The following is a 21,941-nucleotide window of genomic DNA, read 5'->3' on the forward strand; positions in this document are numbered from 1 at the left end:
TTCCTAGTCCTTAAAGGTTCACCAGTTGAAGTTTACCGAGGTCAGCAGGGTGCGCTCGTCACCGTAGAGACAGGTGGAGAAACTGCACTGCGCGTAGCGCTTGTCGGTCAGGTTGTTGGCGTTGACGGTCACGTCCCAGTGATCGTCGATCTGGTAGCGCGCCATGGCGTCGAACAGGGTATAGGCTGGCATGGCCGAATCCATACCCGAGGCCTGTGTTGTACCCATGTAGCGAGCGCCGGCGCCCACGGTCAGTTTCGGAATACCCCAGTTGACGAAGTCGTAGCGGGTCCACAGGGCTGCCTGGTGGTAGGGCGTTTCGTCGGTACGTTGACCCACTTCGGCGGCGATAGCGCTCTTGGTGGTGCGTGCATCGGTATAGGCGTAGGTGGCGATCACGCTGAGTGCCGGGGTGACATCCGCCTTGGCTTCCAGCTCCAGACCGCGGGAGCGTTCCTCGCCGGTTTGGCGGAACTCGTCGGTAGCTGGATCCTGCTTGAGCACGTTGGTCTGGGTCAGCTCGTAGACTGCTGCGCTGAGCAGCATATTGCTGTCCTTGGGCTGATAGCGCACGCCAACTTCGTACTGTTTGCCTTCGGTGGGGGTGAAGGTCTGGCCGGTGACTTGCGCAACGGAAACCGGGAAGAACGACTCGCTATAGCTGATATAGGGCGCCAGGCCGTTGTCCGCCAGGTAGACCAGGCCCGCTCGCCAGGTGGTGGCTTCGTCGCTTTGGCTGGCCTTGGCGCCATTGCGATGCGCCGTCTGCTGCTGGTCAGCCCAGTCGTGGCGGCCACCCAGCTGCAGGACCCACTTGTCGTCGAACTTGATCTGATCCTGGAAATAGGCACCTTTTTGTAGCATATCGAGCTGCGAGCCACGGTCCAGGGCGGGGTTTCTGTTGACCACTACGGGCTGACCATAGTTGTAGCGACTCAGGTCCAGGCTGGGGGCTGCAGCTCGGAAGTTATGGGAGTCGTAGGAAGTGTCATAGCCGTCGAAACCGACCAGAACGGTGTGCTCGACGCTGCCGATCTGCCATTTCGATTCGATATTAGTATCGCTACCCAGGGTTCGAGCACGCTCACGGCGATCACTGTATTGCCGTGCAAGGATGCCGGTATTGGCAGCATTGCGGATAGCCGCTGCGGACGTCTGAGCTTGCAGGTATTTCCACTTCACATCGGACTCGGAGTAACGCAGCTTGTGATTAAGCGTGAAGTGCTCGTTGAAGTGGTGGGTGAATTCGTACCCCAGGGCCGACATCTCGCCATTCATGTCGTCGTAGCCCGGCTCGCCGATAAAGTCGTGGCGGCCGATTTTGAAGGCGCCGTCACCCACACCTTTGACCAACTGATAGGGCAGGGGCGCGGGGAAACGCGTATCGGTCTTCTGGTAGAAGGACAGCAGGGTCAACGATGTGTCTTCGTCAGGGCGCCAGGTCAGCGCCGGGGCGATGTAGATCTTGTCGTCATTGAGATGATCCTGCTGGGTGTCGCTGTTGCGGCTGAGCAGGGTCAGGCGATAGCTCAGGGTGTCGCTACCGGGCAGTGCGCCGCTGAAATCGGCGGCGAGCTGCTTGCGGTCATTGGAGCCCGCCTGCAGTTGCAGCTCATGAAGCGGCGTTTCGGTTGGGCGCTTGCTGACGCCATTTACCATTCCGCCGGGCGAGAGCTGGCCGTAGAGCACCGAGGCTGCGCCGCGGATGACCTCGACGCGCTCCAGGCCATACGGTTCCTGAATGCCGTCGTAGGAGTTGTTCTGCAGGCGCAGGCCGTCTCGCAGCGAGCCGCCGGTGGCGGATTCGACGGAGAAGCCGCGGAGGCGGAAGCGGTCCGCAGTGCGGTTGAAAGAGGTCGCGCTGGCGGTGAACCCTGGCGTATAGCTCAGCGCCTGGGCCAGCGTTTCCGCCTGGCGGTCCCGGATCTCGTCGCTCGTTACCACCGACAGCGACTGTGGCGTCTCGGTGATCGGCGTATCGGTCTTGGTAGCGCTCATGTTGCGTTTGGCGACATAGCCATCCACATGCTCGGTGGGCTGTTCGACGCTTTGCCCGGTAACGTTGATGGCATCAATCTCCACGGACGCAGCCGTGGGTGCCTGGTTGGTCTCAGCGGCATACAGACTACCTGAGCCCAGGCTTGCCATGGCTAGAGCTAGTGCAGTAAGGCTGAAGGCTGGGCGTCGGGTGAAACGTTCGGGGCTTAGGTGCGTAACTTGGCGCATGGCGAAGGAACATCCTCTGGTCTTCTTAGTATGTGTGCGCAATGCGGAGGACATTCTGTGATCCTTCACGCCAGTGCGCCGTGGCAGTCAGCAGTAGCGCGCGAACTCTACATCTAAATGAGAAAGATTTGTACTAGCTAACACTTTATTGTCATCACTAGGATATTACTGCAAGCTACTGCGTATAAATATTCAAGGCCTGGACGCTGCCTGATAGGCAATGTCCGCCCTAAGCTGGATGAGATTCGCGGTGAACCAGCATCCCTGGCGAGCTGTGCTGGCTCTAAGCCAGACGGGCGCGGGCGCGGTGGTTCGAATTCGAGTGTGTATGCATGTTGAGAGCGATGGGGCTTCAACTTCAATTCGACGGATTGAAGGTGCTGGATGACATCAGTCTGACCATTCCCGAGGGCTGCTTCACCGCATTGATCGGTGCCAATGGTTGTGGCAAGACCACCTTGCTGAACGTGCTGGCGCGCATGCTACGACCCGCCAGCGGCGACGTACTGCTGCAGGGAAAGCCACACGTTCAGCTGTCGCGACGTGATCTGGCTAGGCAAATAGCGCTGTTGCCGCAACGCACCGCTTCGCCTGCCGGGATAACCGTGCGCGAGCTGGTCATGCAGGGTCGCTATCCCTGGCAAAGCTGGTGGCAGCAGTGGAGTGACGCCGATCAGCAGGCGATCGACCGTGCCGTGGCACTGGCCGACGTCGACATGTTGCTGGACCGAACCCTGACCAGCCTGTCCGGGGGGCAGTTACAGCGCTGCTGGATTGCCATGACTCTGGCGCAGGAAACCCCGATCATCCTGCTCGACGAGCCCACCACCTTTCTCGACATCGCTCATCAGATCGCTTTGCTCGAACTGCTCGCCGAGCTGCGTGACCAGGGGCGCACGGTGGTCGCGGTTCTGCATGACCTCAACCAGGCCGCGCGCTATGCCGATCAACTGGTGATGTTGCGACACGGCAAGGTACACGCCCAGGGAACCCCTGCCGACGTCTTCACTCCGGCCAACCTCAAGGCTGTGTTCGATCTGGATGCGCACATTCTCATCGATCCGCATTCCGGTGATCCTCTGTGTGTGCCGGCTTCGCCTGCTCGCATGCGGGCGCTCGACAGCCAGGTAGCCCGATGACGGGTGGGTGGCGCTGGCCGATCTGGTTATCGATCTTGATCGGCATCGGTCTGGCGTCGACGCTGCACCTGGCAGTGGGAGCCAAGTCGATCCCCTGGAGCGATGTCTGGCAGGCGCTGCTGGCGTATGACCCGAGCAATTCTGATCACAGCGTCATCCGCGGGTCGCGGCTGCCGCGCCTGTGGGTGGCGATGGCTGTGGGCGCCTGCCTGGGTCTGGCCGGCACGGTGATGCAGGCGGTGGGCGACAATCCGTTGGCCGACCCGGGCATCCTCGGCATCAACAGTGGTGCGGCCTTGTTCGTGGTCATTGGCTTACTGGTGCTACCCGGCAACGACATGACCATGATTCCCCTGTTTGCCTTCAGCGGCGCTCTGGTGGCCGCCATCGGCGTTATGCTGCTGGCAGGGCGCACGCCCAATCCGGTACGCCTCACGCTTTCCGGAGCGATGATGGCCGCGCTGTTCGGCGCCATCACCGCGATTCTGCTGCTGCTCGATCAGCAGGGGCTGGACAGCCTGCGTCGCTGGCTGACCGGCTCGCTGGGTATCAGCGGGGCAAACCTGCCAAGCTGGCTCTGGCCTTACCTGATTGTCGGCATGTTGCTTTGCCTGATCAATGTCCGGGCGTTAAATGCCTATCGGCTGGGCGCGCAGGTGGCCTCCAGCATGGGCGTCAACCTGTTGCGGATGCGGCTGTTGAGTTTGGCGGCCGTGGTGCTGCTGTCCGGTTGCGCGGTGGCGTTGGCTGGCCCCATCGGTTTTGTCGGGCTGGTAGTGCCGCATGCGGCGCGGCTGCTGGTTGGCCACGACCTGCGGCAGGCGCTGCTGGCCGCGCCGCTGCTGGGAGGCTTGCTGCTGGTGCTGGCCGATGTCGTGGCGCGCACCTTGGTGAGCCCTTACGAGCTCAACACCGGCATCGTCACCGCGCTGATCGGCGGCCCGGTATTCGTCGCGCTGGTACTGAGGAAGCTCAAGTGAGTCGCTGGCTGACCACGCCAAGGCGTTGCCCCGGGTTGCCCTGGGTCGGCCGACCCATTGATGTGTTGGCGGCGTTAGTGCTGCTCTTGTTGCTGACGGGCCTGACGCTGTACGCGGCGAGCGTAGGCAGCTACACGACGGGCATTGCTCAGCTCTGGCAAAGTCTGTTCGCCGATAAGACGGCGCTGTCGGCCAGCGTGCTATGGGAGTTGCGCCTGCCGCGCATTCTGCTGGCGATACTCGGGGGCGCGGCGATGGCTCTGGCGGGCGTGTTGATGCAGTCACTGACGCGCAATCCACTGGCTGCGCCTGGATTGGTCGGGGTGGAGGCGGGCGCGAGCGTCACTATGTTGCTTATCTTGGTGCTGTGGCCGCAGGCCTTGCCGCTGCCGCTCTATCCTCTGGCAGCGCTGCTCGGCGGTCTGGCGGTGGCGCTGTTTATAGTCGCGCTATCCTGGCGCGGTGGTATTGCCCCGCTGCGCCTGATTCTGGTTGGGGTGGGGCTAACGGCCATGCTCGGTGCCGTCGCCGATCTGCTGATCACCTACGGCAATATCGATCGGGTCGAATCGGCGCTGATGTGGCTTGGCGGCAGCCTGCATCGCAGTGGTTGGCCGCAGGTGCAGAGCCTGCTGATCTGGCTGCTGGTGGCGGGCATGCCCCTGCTGTTCTGTCATCGCCAGCTCAACCTACTGCAGTTGGGCGAGAGCGTGGCGCTCAGTCGCGGCCTGAATGCGCCGGTGATAATGCTTTTGCTGTTGCTGTGTAGCGTCACGTTGACCGCGGCAACGGTGGCCAATATCGGCGTGATGACTTTCGTGGGCCTGGTAGCGCCGCACTTGGCGCGGCAGTTGTGCGGTGACCGGCATGGCGCATTGTTGCCGCTGTCGGCCCTGTTTGGGGCCGTACTGGTTCTGCTGGGGGACACTCTGGGGCGCGCTTTGCTGCCGCCGTTGCAACTGCCGGCCGGTCTGGTGGTGGCGATTATCGGTGCGCCTTATCTATTGGTTTTGCTGGCGCGGCAACGCAACCGTTGACGCGTCGTCACTGAAGGACATGACGAAGATGATGGCGAAGTTCAAAGCCCTTTCCCTGATAGCCTGTGTACTACTGGGCCTGAGTTCGATGCAGGCTGTCGCCGCCGAAACCCGTGTGTTCGAGAACCGCTTCGGCCGTGTCGAAGTGCCAGTCGCACCACGTTGCGTGGTATCCCTGCATGACCTTAGCCTGACCACTCAACTGCTCGAGCTGGGCATAACGCCTTGCGGGTCCACGGGGCGCAAGAAGCTGTTGTCGGACGTGTTGTTCCGTGGTGCTCAGCAGCGCTTCGATGTCTCCGGCATTCGCTATGTCGGTTCGCACCAGTCGCCCGATCTCGAGGCCATCGCAGCGCTCAAGCCTGACCTGATCATTGGGCTGTCCTATCACCAGGACCTGAAAGAGCGCCTCAGTCGCATTGCCCCTGTGGTGCTGCTGCCGGCGCGCGAGGCCGACATCAAGACTTACGCCAAAGAGCTGGCCGAACTGGTAGGCAAGCAGCAGCGATACGAGAAGCTACTAAACGAATACCAATGGATCGTCGGCGAATTCGCCAAGCGGGTGAAGGAGCCGGGGCGTATCACGGTAACCACCCTGGAGGTCTATCCGGATGGTTTTCAACTGATCGGCCGTTCCGGCATGGATGACGTGATCGCCGACTTCGGCCTAGGGCGCGTGTCCGCCTTCAAGGAGGCGCGTCAGAACGTGCCTTACAGCCTGGAGCGCATTGGCGACTTCGACAGTGATTTCATCATCGATACCTATGAGGAAATGCTCGGTTCGGAGGCCGGCACCGAGGCCTTCCGCCGATCGCCGCAATGGCAGAACCTGTTCGCGGTGAAGAACCATCAGTTCCTATATTTCAACCGCAGTCGTTTTGCCGACACCATGCAAGGCATGATCGGTTCGGCCTACCTGCTGCTGTCGCATATCGGCGAACGCGATTACAACCTGCAGGAAAAATGAGCCAGACAGCCTGAGTAGCGGTTACTGCGGCCCAGGTGATAGCTAAATAATGTCTGGAGCTATGCGGCTTCGCGGCTTGTGTGCAGCAATGAATGCCCGGGACGCCATACTTAAATAGTATTAATTCCTGTTTGATAATGAGTCGGTTTTGCGATAATTTTGTGCTCCTCGTCAGTAGCAGTAAGGAACGCAGATGCTTACCGATTTGCTCAATCGTGCAAACCGTTCACTCGATGAGGTTCAGGCGGGTGTCGAGGGACCGCTGCCCTTCGTGTTGCGCGCCCCTGTGCCAGGCGACTCCTGGCGTGATCACGCGCAGCTGATCCGGCATGCCGCCGACAGCAACCTGCAGACCACCGGTGGCATCCTCTTTCGCGATTTCGCCTTCCGTGATGCCAATGACTTCGAGGATTTCGCCCGCAGTTTCGATCACGAGCTGCTGACCTACGACTACGCCTCCACGCCACGCACCAAACTCAACAGTCGCGTCTATACCTCGACCGAATATCCCGCTCACCAGGTCATTCCGCTGCATAACGAGCAGTCATACTCGTTGAACTGGCCGATGAAAATCTGGTTCCACTGCATCCAGGCCTCGCCGGTCGGCGGTGAGACGCCTATCGCCGACAGTCGCCTGATCTATCAGCGCATCGATCCCGCCATCCGCCAGCGTTTCGCCGACAAGCGCCTGATGTACGTGCGCAACTACGGCAATGGTTTGGATCTCTCCTGGCAGCAGGCGTTCAGCACCGAGGACCGCAGCGAGGTCGAGCGCTTCTGTCGGCTCAGCCACATCGACTTCGAGTGGAAGGACGACGGCGAGCTGCGTACGCGCCAGGTCTGCCAGGCCGTCGCGCAGCACCCGGTGACCGGGGAGTGGGTCTGGTTCAACCAGGCGCATCTGTTCCACATCTCCAACCTCCCGGCAGCGTTACGCGAAACGCTGGTGTCGATCGTCGGCGAGGAGGACGTGCCGCGAAACGTCTTCTACGGTGATGGCTCGTCCATCGAGCTGGAGGCGCTGGAGCATGTGCGCGATGTCCTGCAGCGCACCCAGATCAGCTTCCCCTGGCAGGCGGGTGATGTGCTGATGCTCGACAACATGCTGGTCGCCCATGGTCGCTCCACCTTTCAAGGGGCACGCAAGGTGGTGGTGGCCATGGCTGAGTCCGCGTCGGCGATCTGACGCTGAATAATCCTCGAAGCCACTGCCAGGGTGGCTGACCTTGAATCCGCACGATGAAGGACGACACATGCTCGATTGCTTGATGCATGACTGCTGGCTGCGTGGTATCCGCATGTCCGCGAGCGAAGGCCGCCTGATGATTTCCACTGGCTTGCCTGAGGCCCTGAGTACCGAGCTGGAGCGTGAGCTGCATGCGCGCTGTACTGAAATTCTGCCCTGGTTGGCCCGCCACCCGGACTACTTCCAGGCACGCCCGCTCAACGATAACGAGCGGGCCCTGTGGTTCCTGCAGCGTATGGAGCCCGCCAGTTGCGCCTACAACATCGCCCTGGCCGGGCGTATCAGGCCGCACTACCTCTGGGCAGATCTGCCGCATCGTCTGGAGCGGGCCTGGCAGACGGTGCAGCAGCGTTACCCGCACTTGTGCAGTGCCTATGTCGAACGCGACGGCCAGTTGCTGCAGTGGGACAGTCGCCCGCAGCCCACTTCACTGCAATGCGAAATCTGTCAGGACGCGGATGCGGCCAGTGTGCAGCAACGTATCATTGAGCTGGCCGACAAACCTTTCGATCTGGCTGCCGGTGAGATCAGCCGGCTGGTGCTGTTGAGCAACCAGTTGGGTGATCGTGTCGAGTACACGGTGCTGCTGGGCATCCACCATATCGCCTCCGACCTGACCACCTTCGACGTGCTGTTCAGTGAGCTGTTCGCCCTCGTCGATGGTGACGAGCTTGTCGATGTCGACCCCGAGGCCTATCGCAACTGGGGCAGCGCGTTGTACCTGCGCAGCGAGGCGATCGAGGCCGAGGAACTGACCTGGTGGCAGGCGCAACTGGCCGAAGCGCCGGCGCTGGAGCTGCCCATCGACTTCGCCCGTGGAAGCATTCAGGGCTTCGAGGGCGGAGAGCTGTCGTTCCATTTTGGCGCGGACAACAGCGAGCGGCTGCGTGCGGTCGCCAAAAGCCTGGGAGTGACGCCCTACGTCTATTGGTTCTCACTGTTCCAGCAGTTTCTCGGGATGCTGTCGGGTCAGGACGATTTCGTTCTCGGTACGCCAAGTGGCTGGCGCTTGAAGCGCGAGCAGTCTGAACTGCCGGGCTATCTGGTCAACCCGTTGCCGGTGCGCTGCCGTTTGCGTCCTGACCTGTCCAGCGCTGAGTGGGCCAAGCAGGTGGCTGCCACTGTCCGGCAGACCTTGCGCCATCGTCACTATCCCTTCGCACGCCTGGCCAAACATCTGGATCTGCCTCGGCAGATGGGCCGGGCACCGGTGTTCCAGCACATGTTCACGCTGAACAAGGAGCGTGACGTGCCGTTCGAGCGCTACATCGAACGCGTGATTGGCGAGCAGCGTGGTGCGGCCCACGAGTTGAACCTGGTGATCATCGATGACCTGCCCGAGTTCGTCGGGCGCTGGCGTTACAGCAAGGCGCTGTATCGGCGCGAGAGCGCCGAACGTTTTCAGGCGCAGTTCATTGCCCTGGTCATGGCGGCTATGGAGCAGCCGGACGTGCCGTTTGCCGAATTGGACTGGCTGCCTCTCGAGCAGCGTTCGCAGTTGTCTGGCGAAAGCCTGCCGGTCCCGGAAGAGGGCGCCTGGAATGCTTTTGCCAAACACTGCATGGAGAAGCCCCAGGCCATCGCCCTGGAGGATCAGCAGGGACAACTGTGTTATGCCGAACTGGCCAGGGCCGTGGTCGCCCGTGGCGAGCGCCTGCACGGCTCGCTGAGTGCGAGCGGTGATAGGGTTGCCCTTTGCCTGCCACGCAGCCGCGAACTGGTGATGCACATGCTCGCCGCCTGGCAGTGCGGCGCAAACTATCTGGCCCTCGATCCGCAGTGGCCCGCGTCGCGTCTGCAAGACATCTGCCTGGATGCAACGCCTAAGGTCTATGTGGGTGAGGGCGAACGGCCAAGCTGGTTACCGAAGCAGGTACAGTGGCTGGCCGTGCCGGGCGAGGCGCTGTTCAGCGATGCGCCGCTGCGCACCAACCTGCCGGCAGACTTGCCGGCCTACGTGGTCTACACCTCCGGCTCCAGTGGGCGGCCCAAGGGTGTGGAGGTGACCCAGGGCAACCTTGTTCACTATGTTAGCGCCTGCCTGGCACGGCTGCGCTTGAGGGCCGACGCCAGCCTGACGAGCCTGGCCAGTTGCGCCACGGATCTGGGCCACACTGCCTTGTTCGGCGCGCTGCTCAGCGGCCGGCGCTTGCGCCTGCTGGACGAAGCGCTAGCCTTCGATGCCGAGGAGCTGGCGACGCTGCTCGGGCAGCAGCCGGTGGACATGCTGAAGATCGTGCCCTCGCACCTCAACGCCCTGCTGGTCGCCAGCGAGCCGCAGCGCCTGTTGCCGCGCCAGTGCCTGGTGCTCGGTGGCGAAGCCCTGGGCGCCGATCTGCTGGCGCGGGTGCGCGCCCTAAGCCCGCAGCTGCGCATCGTCAACCACTACGGGCCCAGCGAAACCACGGTGGGCGTGCTGACTCACGACGTCGAAGGTGAGGGGGACGCACCGCTCGGACGCCCCCTGGGCAACGTGCGAGTCAGCGTGCGCGGGCCGGATGGCGCATTGCTGCCGGCTGGCGTCAGCGGCGAGTTGTATATCGAGGGCGCGACCGTCGCGCGTGGCTACCTGAGTGCCAGCGAGGCCGATCGGGCGCGCTTCGGTGCATTGGGTTACCGCACGGGTGACCGGGTACGCCTCGATCATCTGGGGCGGGTGCTGTTCCTCGGGCGCCTGGACGAGCAGGTGAAGATTCGCGGCTACCGCGTCGAGCCTTCGGAAGTGGCGGCGCAATTGCGTGCGCTGCCACAGGTCGATGACGTGCGCGTGCTCAACGCACCGACGCCCGTGACCGGCAACCGCTTGTTGGCTTTCCTGGTCGCCGGGCCGAGCGCACTGGCGGACATTCAGGCCGCGTTGCAGGCACGCCTGCCGGACTACATGCTACCGGCGCAGTGGCATTGCCTGGAGGCGATGCCACTGCTGGCCAATGGCAAGGTCGATCGTCAGGCGTTGTTGAACCTGGCCGAGCAAGCACCGCGCAATCTTGAGCCGCGTACCGAACAGCCGTTGAATGCATTGGAAAGCGCCTTGCTGGCCATCTGGCGTGAACTGCTGGGTCACCCGAACATCGGCCCGGACGACGACTTCTTCGCCCATGGCGGCGATTCGATTCTCGGCCTGCAGATCATTGCCCGCGCACGCCAGCAACAGATTACCCTCACCCCCAAGCAACTGTTCGCCGAGCCCAGCGTGCGGGCGCTGGCGCGGGTGGCGCAGACGCCACAGCGCGCCAGGGTCGAGCGGCTGCTGGTGATCGCCCGGGAGATTCTGGAAAAGCCTGATCTGAAAGCTGACGACAACTTCTTCGCGGTCGGTGGCGACTCGATCCTCAGCCTGCAGATCATCGCCCGTGCCAAGCAGCAGGGCCTGCAGCTCAAGCCCAAGCAGATATTCGAGTTCCCTTCGGTCAGCGGCTGGGCCGAGCAGGCCGTGGACCTCGCCAGTGCGGCCGAGCAAGCCAAGGTCGATAGCGCCGAGCCGAGCGCCGCGTTCGCCCTGACGCCGATCCAGGCCTGGTTCTTCGACCAGCGGCAGACCACGCCACAGTACTGGAACCAGTCACTGTTGCTGGCCGTTCACCAGCCGCTGGAACCGGCGCGCCTGGCCCAGGCACTGGCGATCTTGTTGCAGCGTCACAGCAGCCTGCGGTTGATCTTCGAGCAGAGCGGGCAGGGCTGCCAGCAACGCTATCAGCCGCTGTCGGCGGCGATGGCCGACACGCTGCTGCGGGTGGTCGAACAGCCGCTGGACGACGCGCTGCTGCTGCAGTGGCAGCAGGGCTGGCAACTGGATCGAGCCCCATTGATCCGATGGGTGTATTTCACCGGCAGCGGGCATCTGCTGTGCACGGCACATCATCTGCTGGTCGATGCGGTGTCCTGGCAGGTGCTGCTCGATGAGTTGGAACGCCTGTACCACGACCCGCAGGCTTCATTGCCGGCGGTTTCCACTCGCTTCGATCATTGGAGCGAGGCCTTGCAGCGTCATCGTCATGTTCCCGAGGTGCTGGCCCAGCTCGGCTACTGGCAGGCGCAGTTGGCCGAGGAGGGCGAGGTCGCCCGTGATGTCAGCTTGTATGGCGAAAGCCGCACGCTGGAAACGAAACTGTCCCTTGAGAAAACTGACTTGTTGCTGGGCGACTGCCATGGGGCCTACAGCACCCAGGTGCAGGATCTGCTGGTCGCGGCACTGGCTGGCGTGATCGGCCAATGGCTGGGGCGTGAGCAGGTCACCCTGGAGATGGAAAGCCACGGTCGCAGTGGCTGGGAGCAAGGCCCGGATCTGTCGCGCTCGGTGGGTTGGCACACCAGCCGCTACCCGTTGGCCGTGCGCGCCGCCGAACAGCCGGAGGAGGCGATCATCGCCGCCAAGGAGGCATTGCGCCGTGTTCCGGAGCAGGGCATCGGCTACGGCCTGCTGCGCCTCAATCCACAGCACGGGCTTGGTGCTGCTTCGCTGCTTACCTTCAACTACCTGGGACGGGTCGACCAGTGGCTGGGTGGCTCGCGGCTGTGGCGCCTGGCGCAGCCGGTTTGCCCGGCCATGCGTGCCCCCGACACCCGTCGCACACATCTGCTCGACGTGACCGCTCTGGTCGACCAGGGCCAGTTGTACATCGAATGGCGCTACGCCCCGCACGTGCATGAGCAGGCCCTGATCGGCGCACTGGCAAAGCAGTTCCAGCAGGGTATCGAAGACCTGCTCGAACACTGCCTGGCCCCCGAGGTTGGTCGCGCCACTGCTGCCGACTTTGCCGACTCGGGGCTTTCCGACGACGAATTCCTCGGTCTGCTCGAGCAACTGCAATGAGCACCCCCGGCGCCCCTACATCCCCAGCCCATGGCAAGGAGACCCTCGGCATGAACGACAAGGTCAAAGCACTTTCCCGCAATATCGAGGCCATCTATCCCCTGGCTCCTATGCAGCAGGGGTTGCTGTTTCACAGCCTGATGCACCCGGGCAAGGGCATGTACCTGCTGCAGTACCGCCATGTGATGGTGCTGCCGCAACTCGATCTGCAGGCGTTCCGCCAGGCCTGGGCACAGGTGGTGGAGCGCCACGAGCTGCTGCGCACCTCCTTCGTCTGGAAGCAGCAGAAGCGGCCAATGCAGGTGGTGCACAAGCAGGTCGAACTGCCGATCAGCTATGAGGACTGGTCGGATATCGACGAGGCCGAGCAGCAGGGGCGTCTGGAGCATATGCTGGCCGAGGAGCGTCGCGAGGGGCTGGATTTCACCCAGGCACCGCTGATGCGTGTGCGCCTGTTCAAGCTGGCCCCGGACACCTACCAGTTCGTGCGCAGCTATCACCACATCCTCATGGATGCCTGGTGCTTCTCCATCATCATGATGGACTTTCTCGACGGTTACCGCGCCGCGCGTGAGGGGCGGCGTCTGGAGCTGCCCAAGCCGCGCCCGTACCGCGACTTCATCCGCTGGCTGGAGCAGCAAAAGCCTGAGGATCATCAGGCCTTCTGGCAGCAGCGCCTGGCCGGTTTCGACACCCCCACCGAGTTCGGTTTCGGCCATCCTGGCCGCGTGATCGATGCGCCGGAGCCGGTGGAGGATTGCGTCGAGCACCTCAGCGTCGAGCAGACGCAGGGCCTGCAGCAGGCCGCCAGTGGCCTGGGCATCACCCTCAACACCCTGGTGCAGGGTGCCTGGGCCTTGGCGCTGGCGCGCTACAGCGGCAATCGTGACCTGCTGTTCGGCGTCACCGTGGCCGGGCGCCCGGTGCACATGCAGGGCATGGAGAGCATCGTCGGGCTGTTCATCAACAGCCTGCCGCTGCGCTGGAGCTGGCAACCGCAGCAGCCCCTCGGTGCCTGGCTCAAGGCCTTGCAGGCCGAGAACTTGAGCCTGCGCGAACATGAAAACGTGTCGCTGGCGCAGATCCAGAGCTGGAGCGAGGTACAGCGCCAGGATCTGTTCCAGAGCCTGTTCGTCTTTGAGAACGCGCCGATCTCCGCCAGCCTGCGCCAGGGCCAGTTGGACTACCTGATCAGCGACATGGCCAACCGCACCCACACCAACTATCCGGTGACCGTGGTGATCGTGCCCGGCGAGCGCCTGCACCTGCAGTTGACCTACCAGACCGACTGGTTCCTGCGCGAGGAAGTCGAGCAGATGCTGCGCCACTTCCGCACGCTGCTGCTGAACATGGGCGACAGTCTGGCCAGCGAGGTGGATATCCCGTTGCAACGCATCGCCATGCTCGATGCGGCAGAGATCGCCCAACAGCACGCCTGGGCCAGCGGTGACCTGGCGGCGGACGCGGCGCAACTGCAGCCGCTGTACGTCGAGCGCCTGCAACAGCAGGTGCGTCGCACCCCCGAGCGAATCGCCGTGGTGCATGGCGAGCACAGCCTGAGCTTCGATCAGTTGAACCGGGCGGCCAACCGACTGGCCCGTCATCTGCGCGCCAATGGCGTGCAGGACGGCGACCTGCTGGCGTTGCTCGACGAGCGTGGCCTCGACCTGGTGATAATGATCCTCGCCACACTCAAGGCTGGCGCAGGCTGGCTGCCCCTGGACCCGCGCAATCCGCCGCAACGCCTGGCCCAAGTGCTCACCCAGAGCCGTTCGCCGCTGCTGCTGCATGGCGTGGAGCAGGGTGAGCTCGCACAGCAGGCGCTGCAGCAGATGGCGCAGCCGCCGGCGGCGATCCGCTACGAGCCAGCGGCCCTGAGCGGCTACAGCGATGCCGACCTGGACATCCCCGTGCATGGCCTTTCGCTTGCCTACTGCATCTTCACCTCGGGCTCCACCGGCACGCCCAAGGGGGCGATGGTTGCCCATGCCGGCATGCTCAACAACATGATTGGCAAGTTGCCGGGCCTGGGCTTGAATGAAGATGACGTGATCGCCCAGAGCGCGCCGCAGTGCTTCGACATTTCCGTCTGGCAGACCCTCGCCGGCCTGGTGCTGGGGGCGCGCACGGTGATTCTCGGCGACTGCGTGATTCAGAACCCCGAAGCGCTGGCCGAGGCCATCGCTCGCCATGGCGTGAGCATTCTAGAAGCGGTGCCGTCGCTGATGCAGAGCCTGCTCGAGGCGGGCCTGGAGCGCACCGCACTGCGCTGGGTATTGGCCACTGGCGAGGCGCTGCCACCGGCGGTGGCGCGGCGCTGGTTCGAGCGCTACCCCGACATCCCGCTGATGAACGCCTACGGGCCGGCCGAATGCTCCGACGACGTGGCCTTCCATCCGCTCACCGAGCGCCTGGCTGAGTCTCGCAGCAGTGTGCCTATTGGTCGCGCCACCCTGAACAACCGTCTGTACCTGCTCGATACTGATTTGCAACCGGTGCCGCGCGGTGCGGTGGGAGAAATCTTCGTCGCCGGCGTGGGGGTTGGCCGTGGCTATATGGCCGACCCGGCACGCACGGCGGCGGTGTTTTTGCCCGACCCCATCGCCAACGACGGCAGCCGCCTGTATCGCACCGGCGATCTGGCGCGTTTCCTGGCCAATGGCGAGCTGGAGTACGTCGGTCGTACCGACCACCAGGTGAAGATTCGCGGCCACCGTATCGAGCTGGACGAGATCGAAGCCTGCCTGACCCGTTACCCCGGCGTGCGTGAAGCAGTGCTGCTGGCCCGTGACGACCAGCAGCGCGCCAAGGTGCTGGTCGCCTACCTGGTGGCCGAGTCGCAGCCCTCCATCGAGGCGCTGCGCGAGTTCGTTACCGCCAACCTGCCGCCCTACATGCTGCCCAGCGCTTTCATGCTGCTCGAGCGCATGCCGCTCAACGCCAACGGCAAGATCGACCGCAAAGCCCTGCCGGCGCCCGACTTCGCCGCGCAGAGCGAGGCGCGCTACGTGGCGCCAAGCAGTGAGCTGCAAGCGCAGTTGGCCGAGGCCTGGCAGGGCGTGCTGGGGCTCGCGCGGGTCGGCATTCAGGATCACTTCTTCGAGCTGGGCGGGCATTCGCTGCTGGCCACGCAACTGATCGGCCAGATCGGCAAGCTTAGCGGCAAGGAACTGCCGCTGCGCGTGGTCTTCGAGCGCCCGACCATCGCCGCCATGGCCGAGTGGCTGGAACAACAGCAGGCCAGCGAGAAAACCACGCCGATGCGCCTGCCGCGTCCGCAGACCCTACCGCTGTCGTTTGCCCAGCAGCGCCTGTGGTTCCTCCAGCAACTGCAGCCGCAAAGCCCGGCCTACAACCTGGCCGGCGCGGTTCGCCTGAGCGGCGACCTGCATGTTGCTGACCTGCAGGCAGCTCTGCAGGCCCTGGTCGATCAGCACGAAGTCCTGCGTACCCGTTTTGTCAGCGACGGCGGTGAGCCTTCGCAGCTCATTCTCGCCAAGGCCGAGCTGGCCTTGCCGCTGATCGAGGTGGTCAGCGAAGCGCAGTTGCACGACCTGCTACGCCAGGACGCGATGACTCCGTTTGCCCTGGACAGCGCGCCGCTGCTGCGTGCCTGCCTGTACCGCCTCGGGCCGCAGGCGCACGTACTGGCGCTCAATTGCCACCATATCGTCGCCGATGGCTGGTCGCTGCAACTGATCATCGACGGTCTTTGCAGCCATTACCGCGAGCTGCGCCAGGGGCGTAAACCGGCGTTGGCCGAGGCGCCGATGCAGTACGCCGACTATGCCCTGTGGCAACGCCAGTGGATGAACAGCGCCGCCTGCCAGGACGAGCTGGCCTACTGGCGCGACGAGCAGTTGTCTGGCGAATTGCCGGTGCTCGAACTGGCCGCGGACTTCCCTCGGCCGGCCCATGCCAGCCAAGCCGGCGGGCGTGTCGAGCAACGCCTGCCGGATGCGCTGGCGGCGCGCCTGCGGGCATTCAGCGCGAGCCACGGCTGGAGCAACTTCATCCCCATGCTCTGCGCCTTCCAGCTGCTGCTGCGCAGCCGCAGTGGCGAGCACGACATCCTCGTCGGGGTGCCGGCCGCCAACCGCCATCACGCGGCGTTGCAGCCGCTGGTGGGCTGCTTCGTCAATACTCTGGTCTATCGCCAGAAGCTTTCCGGCACGGCCAGCCTGCTGCAACTGATGCGCGAGTTGCAGGCGCTGTCTGTGGCGGTGCAGTCGCATCAGGATCTGCCCTTCGACTACCTGATCGAACAGCTCGGCGTGGCCCGCCAGGTCAGCTACAACCCGTTGTTCCAAGCGATGTTCAACTACTTCCCGGGCCATGCCCTGGAGCGTTTCGACCTGACCGAGCTGATCGCCGAGCCGCTCGACAATCGCCCGGACAGCGCCCTGTGCGACCTGCATCTGGACGTGCGCGACAGCGAACACGGCATCGCCCTGAGCCTGCAGTACAGCAGCGAGCTGTTCCGTGAGCAGACCGCGCAGGCGATGCTCGAGCAGTATCTGGCGCTGCTCGATGCCGTGCTCGAACAACCACAGCAGGTACTGGGCGAACTCGCCCGGCCGCCCGAGCAGCGCGCGCTGGCGCGCTTGCACGGTGAGCCTGTGGAGGGCCGGGAAGACATCCTGCAGGCCTTTGCACGGCAGGTCGCCGGGCAGCCTGAGGCCATCGCCGTGCAGGCCGGCGAACGGCACCTGAGCTATGCCGAACTGAACCAGGCGGCCGAACGCCTGGCCGCTGCCTTGCAGGCCCGTGGCGTCGGCGCCGAGGATCGTGTGGCCCTGCGCCTGCCGCGCGATGCGCGGCTGCCCATGGCCATGTTAGCCATTCTCAAGGCTGGCGCCGCCTACGTGCCGCTGGCCGAGGACACCCCTGCCGAGCGCGGCCGTTACATCCTTGCCCATGCGCAGCCGCGGTTGTGCCTGACCAATGCCGAGGCCCTGGCGGAACTGGCAGAGTGGGGCAGTGCCGTCGAACTGCTGGATATCGATGCGCTGACCACCACCGAGCCCTACTGCGCGCCGAGCGTGCATCCTGCCCAGCTCGCCTACGTGCTCTATACCTCGGGTTCCACCGGCCAGCCCAAGGGCGTGGCCATCGCCCGTGGCAACCTGATGAACCTCATGCTCGGCGTACAGCAGGTGCTGCCATTGACGGCGCAGGACAGGGTGCTGGCGCTGACCACAGCGACCTTCGATATCGCCATCGTCGAGCTGCTGCTGCCGCTGAGTCGCGGGGCCAGGATCCTGCTCGCCGACCGTGAGCAGGCACGCGACCCGCAAGCCCTCGACCGCCTGATCGAGGCCGGCCAGCCGACGGTGATGCAGGCCACTCCTGCCACCTGGCGCATGTTGGTGGCGCACACCGGGCGCAGTTGGCAGGGCGTGCGCGCGATTTCCGGTGGCGAGGCCCTGCCGTGCGCGCTTGCCGAGGCCATGGAGCAGCGTGGTGCCCAGGTGATCAACGGTTATGGGCCGACCGAGGCCACCGTCTACAGCACCTTCGAGCCGCGTCAGGGCGAGAAGGGCGGGGTGGAGGTGCCGATCGGCCGGCCGGTGGTCAATACCGCCGCCTATGTGTTGGACGCCGACTTGCAACCCGTGGCTCCCGGCGTTTCCGGCGAGCTGTACCTGGCGGGTGCCAACCTGGGGCGTGGCTATTTCGCCGCACCTGCCCTGAGTGCGGTGAGCTTCCTGCCCGATCCTTTCGTGCCGGGGGCGCGCATGTACCGCACCGGCGACCGCGTGCGGCGCAACGCCAAAGGCAGCCTGGACTACCAGGGGCGCCTGGATTTCCGGGTCAAGCTGCGTGGCTTCCGTATCGAGTTGGGCGAGATCGAGGCCCTGCTGGCGCGGCTCACCGGGGTGCGGGAAGCGGCTGTGGTGCTGCTCGGCAGCGGCGACACCGCGCGCCTGGTGGCTTACTACTCGGTCACGCAGGCGGCGGGTGCTGACGTGGGCGACGCCGCGCTACGCGTGCAACTGGCGCAGCACCTGCCGGATTACATGCTACCGAGCCAGTTCGTGCGTCTCGACAGCTTGCCGCTGAGCCCCAGTGGCAAAGTCGAGCGCAAGGCGCTGCCGGCTCCACTCCAACATGAAGGTCAGCGCGACGGCGAGCTGAGCAAACCCTGGGAGGCGCAACTGGCCGAACTGTGGTGCGAGCTGCTCGGGTGCAACGCGGTTGGCGCAGGCGACAATTTCTTCGCCCTCGGCGGCCATTCGCTGCTGGCGGCACGGCTGGTGGCGCGCATCGCCGAGCGTTACGAGCGGCAACTGCCGCTGCGCAGCGTGTTCGAGTGCTCGACCCTGGGTGAACTGGCGGCCATCCTGGCCACTGCCGAGGGCGCAGGCGAGAGCATCCTGCGGCCATTCGGCGAGGCGACGGCGCCGCTGCACTTCACCCAGCAGCGGCTGTGGTTTCTCGACCGCTTGCAGGGCGACACCCAGGCCTACCACCTGTCACTGGCCATGCACCTGCACGGTACTCTGCAAGCCGAAGTCCTGGAACGCGCGCTGGCACAACTGGTGGAGCGCCAGCACAGCCTGCGCAGCGTGTTCAGCGAGACGCAAGCAGGCGCGCGGCAGCAGGTCGTGCAGTTGCACGGCACGCTGCTCAGCGTCGAGCCCTTGCAGCAGGATGTGCATTCGCCGGCCTTCGCCCGTACCTTGAGCGAGGAAGCGCAACGCGCCTTCGACCTGAGCGCAACGCCGCTGTGGCGGGTTCGGCTGTATCAGGGCGAAGGCCAGAGCGTGCTGCAGGCCACCTTGCACCACATCATCGCCGACGCCCGCTCGCTGGAGATCTTCTTCGATGAGCTGCAACGTCTTTACCAGGCCGAGCTGAGCGCAACCCAGGCGGCGTTGGCGCCGCTGCAGCTGCAGTTCAGCGATGTCGCCGCCAGTTGGCAGACCCCTGCCGGGCAGGCACGCATTGAAGCGCAGCTGGACTACTGGCGGCAGGCCCTGGCCGGCGAACCGCCGGTGCTGGACCTGCCCACCGACCTGCCACGTCCTGCCGAGCAGGGCTACCACGGGCGGCGCCTGCGTTTCGAGTTGCCCGTCGAGTTGGTCGAGCGCCTGCGTGGCACCGCGCAGCGCCATGGCCTGACCGCCTTCGCGCCTCTGCTGGCAGCATGGAAAGTGCTGCTGGCCAGGCATTCGGGGCAGCGCGAGCTGTGGATCGGCCTGCCGGTGGCGCAGCGTCAGCAGGCGCACACCGACAACCTCATCGGCTATTTCGCCAGCACCCAGGTGCTGCGTAGCCAGATCGACCCACTGCAATCGGTGGCGTCGTTCTGGCAGGCGTTGCAAGCCACCCACCTGACCGCGCAGCAGCACGGCGACGTGCCCTTCGAACGGCTGGTGGAGGCTTTGCAGGTACGCCGCGATCTCAGCCATACGCCGCTGTTCCAGGCGCTGTTCAACCTGATCCAGCGCGATGACGTGGCGGCGGTCGGCCAGGGTTTTGCCGGCCTGCCGGCGCAGCGCCTGGATGTCGAGAGCGACAGCGCCCTGGTGGACATCGGCCTGCATATCGAGCAGCACGGCAGCGCCTGGCACTGCGTGCTGGAGTACAACACCGAGCTGTTTGTCGCCAGCACCATGCAACGCTACGCCGACGAGTACTGTCACCTGCTCGACGGTATGCTGGCGCGGCCCGAGGCGCGGCTGTGGGATATCGACCTGGCGAATGCCGATCATGCCCTGACACGCCGTGCGTGGAACCTGCCAGCGCATGCGCTGAGCGAGACGCAGGATCTGATCGCGCGCTTCGAGCGCCAGGCCCTGCGCACCCCGGATGCGCTGGCCGTGGATTGCCAGGAGCAACGCTACAGCTATGCCCAGCTCAATGCCCTGAGCAACCGCCTGGCCCACTGGCTGCGCGCCCAGGGTGTCGGCTGCGACGATCTGGTCGCGCTGTGCCTGACCCGTGGCCCCTGGCTGCTGCCCAGCATCCTGGCGATCCACAAGGCGGGCGCGGCCTACTTGCCGCTGGATCCGCAGCAACCGGGCGAACGGCTGCGTTTCATCATCGAGCATGCGCGGCCGCAGCTGGTGCTCAGTGAGCAGGCCTGCGCCGACGTACTCGGCAGTGTCGACAGCCAGGCCGTCGACCACCTGCCGCTGGACGAACAGCCAGCGCACGACCTGGCATTACCGGTGGTGCCGCTGCAGCGGGCCTACGTGATCTACACCTCGGGCTCCACCGGCACACCGAAGGGCGTACAGGTCACCCGTGGCAACCTGAGCAACCTGCTTGCCGGCCTCGACCGCCAGTTGCCGCTGACGGCCGAGGACGCCTGGCTGGCCAGCACCACCTACGCCTTCGATATGTGCAAGCCGGAGCTGTTCCTGCCGCTGCTCAAGGGCGCGAGCATCCTCCTGGCGCGTCGCGAGCAGGTGGTCGATGGTCACCGCCTGTTCGATCTGCTGCGCCGTGCCACGGTGTTCCAAGCCACCCCAGCCGGCTGGCAGATCCTGTTGGAAACCGGGCGTGACGACTGGCCGGTCCTGCGCGGCCTGATCGGCGGCGAAGCAGTGCCGGCCGAACTGGTGAGTGCGCTGCAGGCCAAGGGGGTGAGGCTGATCAACGCCTATGGCCCGACGGAAACCACCGTCTGGTCGACCACCCAGGCGCTGCGGGAAGTACCGGCCGGTGTCGCCGATATTGGCATGCCGCTGCTCAACACCCGTTGCTACGTACTCGACGAATGCCTACGGCCAGTGCCGCTGGGCAGCACCGGCGAGCTGTATATCGCCGGCAGCGGGGTGACCCGTGGTTACCAGCGGGCGCCGGCGATCACCGCAGCGGCGTACCTGCCCGATCCGTTCGCCAGCGAGCCTGGCAGCCGCATGTACCGCACCGGCGACTTGGTGCGCCGACGCACCGATGGGCGCCTGGCCTATGTCGGACGCGCCGATTTCCAGGTCAAGGTGCGTGGTTTCCGCATCGAGCCGGGGGAGATCGAATCGCTGCTGCGCCGTTACCCCGGCGTGGACGAGGCGGTGGTCATGCTCGATGCGCGCAGCCACAACCTGTTCGCCTGGCTGCAGGCCGCGAGCCCGGTCGACGAGGTGGCGCTGCGCCGTCATCTGGAAAGCCTGCTGCCCGCGTACATGGTGCCGGCCGGCTTCATCCAGGTGCAGCGTTTCGCCCTTAATGCCAACGGCAAGATCGACCGCAGGGCCCTGCCGGCGCCGCAAGCGCAGGCAGAGCAAGGCGTGGCCCCGCGTACGGCGGTGGAGCGCGAACTGGCCGAGCTGTGGCAGGAGCTACTTGATCTGCCGCAGGTCGGCGTGCTCACCAGCTTCTTCGAGCTCGGTGGCCATTCGCTGCTGGCTATGCGCCTGATGACCCGGGTGGAGAGCCGCTTCGGTGTCAAGGTCGAACTGCGCAGCCTGTTCCACAACCCGACCATTGCCGGCCTGGCCGAACAGATCGAAAACCCGCAGCGGCCTTCGACCGACCAGGCACTGGATGAGATGCAGCGTTTGCTGGCAGAGATGGAAGACTGA

At 64.7% G+C, this 21,941-nt stretch carries 8 protein-coding genes; 7 read left to right on the plus strand and 1 reads right to left on the minus strand.

Annotated features, from left to right (window positions below):
* Nucleotides 1-18: 18 nt before the first annotated feature.
* Complete coding sequence (locus NVB75_RS02575) at nucleotides 19-2,148, minus strand: TonB-dependent siderophore receptor (protein ID WP_258345814.1); 2,130 nt, start codon at nucleotides 2,146-2,148, stop codon at nucleotides 19-21.
* 422 nt (nucleotides 2,149-2,570) lie between these two features.
* Between NVB75_RS02575 and NVB75_RS02580 the strand changes: the two genes are divergently transcribed.
* The 7 genes from NVB75_RS02580 to NVB75_RS02610 all read left to right on the plus strand — a co-directional run bounded on the left by NVB75_RS02580 (nucleotide 2,571) and on the right by NVB75_RS02610 (nucleotide 21,941).
* The gene (locus tag NVB75_RS02580; protein WP_258345816.1) at nucleotides 2,571-3,365 is read left to right on the plus strand and encodes an ABC transporter ATP-binding protein; all 795 of its coding nucleotides are present in this window, start codon (nucleotides 2,571-2,573) and stop codon (nucleotides 3,363-3,365) included.
* Nucleotides 3,362-4,345, plus strand: a complete 984-nt coding sequence (locus tag NVB75_RS02585) for an iron ABC transporter permease (RefSeq protein WP_258345818.1) — start codon at nucleotides 3,362-3,364, stop codon at nucleotides 4,343-4,345. The genes NVB75_RS02580 and NVB75_RS02585 overlap by 4 nt, the downstream gene beginning before the upstream one ends.
* Nucleotides 4,342-5,382 (plus strand): iron ABC transporter permease, encoded by a 1,041-nt coding sequence (locus tag NVB75_RS02590; RefSeq protein ID WP_258345819.1) that lies wholly within the window; start codon nucleotides 4,342-4,344, stop codon nucleotides 5,380-5,382. The genes NVB75_RS02585 and NVB75_RS02590 overlap by 4 nt, the downstream gene beginning before the upstream one ends.
* 28 nt (nucleotides 5,383-5,410) lie before the next feature.
* Nucleotides 5,411-6,349: an ABC transporter substrate-binding protein gene (locus tag NVB75_RS02595; RefSeq protein ID WP_258345820.1), complete on the plus strand. Its 939-nt coding sequence runs from the start codon at nucleotides 5,411-5,413 to the stop codon at nucleotides 6,347-6,349.
* Nucleotides 6,350-6,542: 193 nt separating this feature from the next.
* Nucleotides 6,543-7,535, plus strand: coding sequence for a TauD/TfdA family dioxygenase (locus tag NVB75_RS02600; RefSeq protein WP_258345821.1), 993 nt, complete (start codon nucleotides 6,543-6,545; stop codon nucleotides 7,533-7,535).
* A gap of 67 nt (nucleotides 7,536-7,602) precedes the next feature.
* Nucleotides 7,603-12,408 (plus strand): non-ribosomal peptide synthetase, encoded by a 4,806-nt coding sequence (locus NVB75_RS02605; RefSeq protein WP_258345822.1) that lies wholly within the window; start codon nucleotides 7,603-7,605, stop codon nucleotides 12,406-12,408.
* Nucleotides 12,409-12,458: 50 nt separating this feature from the next.
* Complete coding sequence (locus NVB75_RS02610) at nucleotides 12,459-21,941, plus strand: non-ribosomal peptide synthetase (RefSeq protein ID WP_258345823.1); 9,483 nt, start codon at nucleotides 12,459-12,461, stop codon at nucleotides 21,939-21,941.

It is taken from the genome of Pseudomonas sp. CBS, from assembly GCF_024734645.1.
GTDB lineage: Bacteria > Pseudomonadota > Gammaproteobacteria > Pseudomonadales > Pseudomonadaceae > Aquipseudomonas.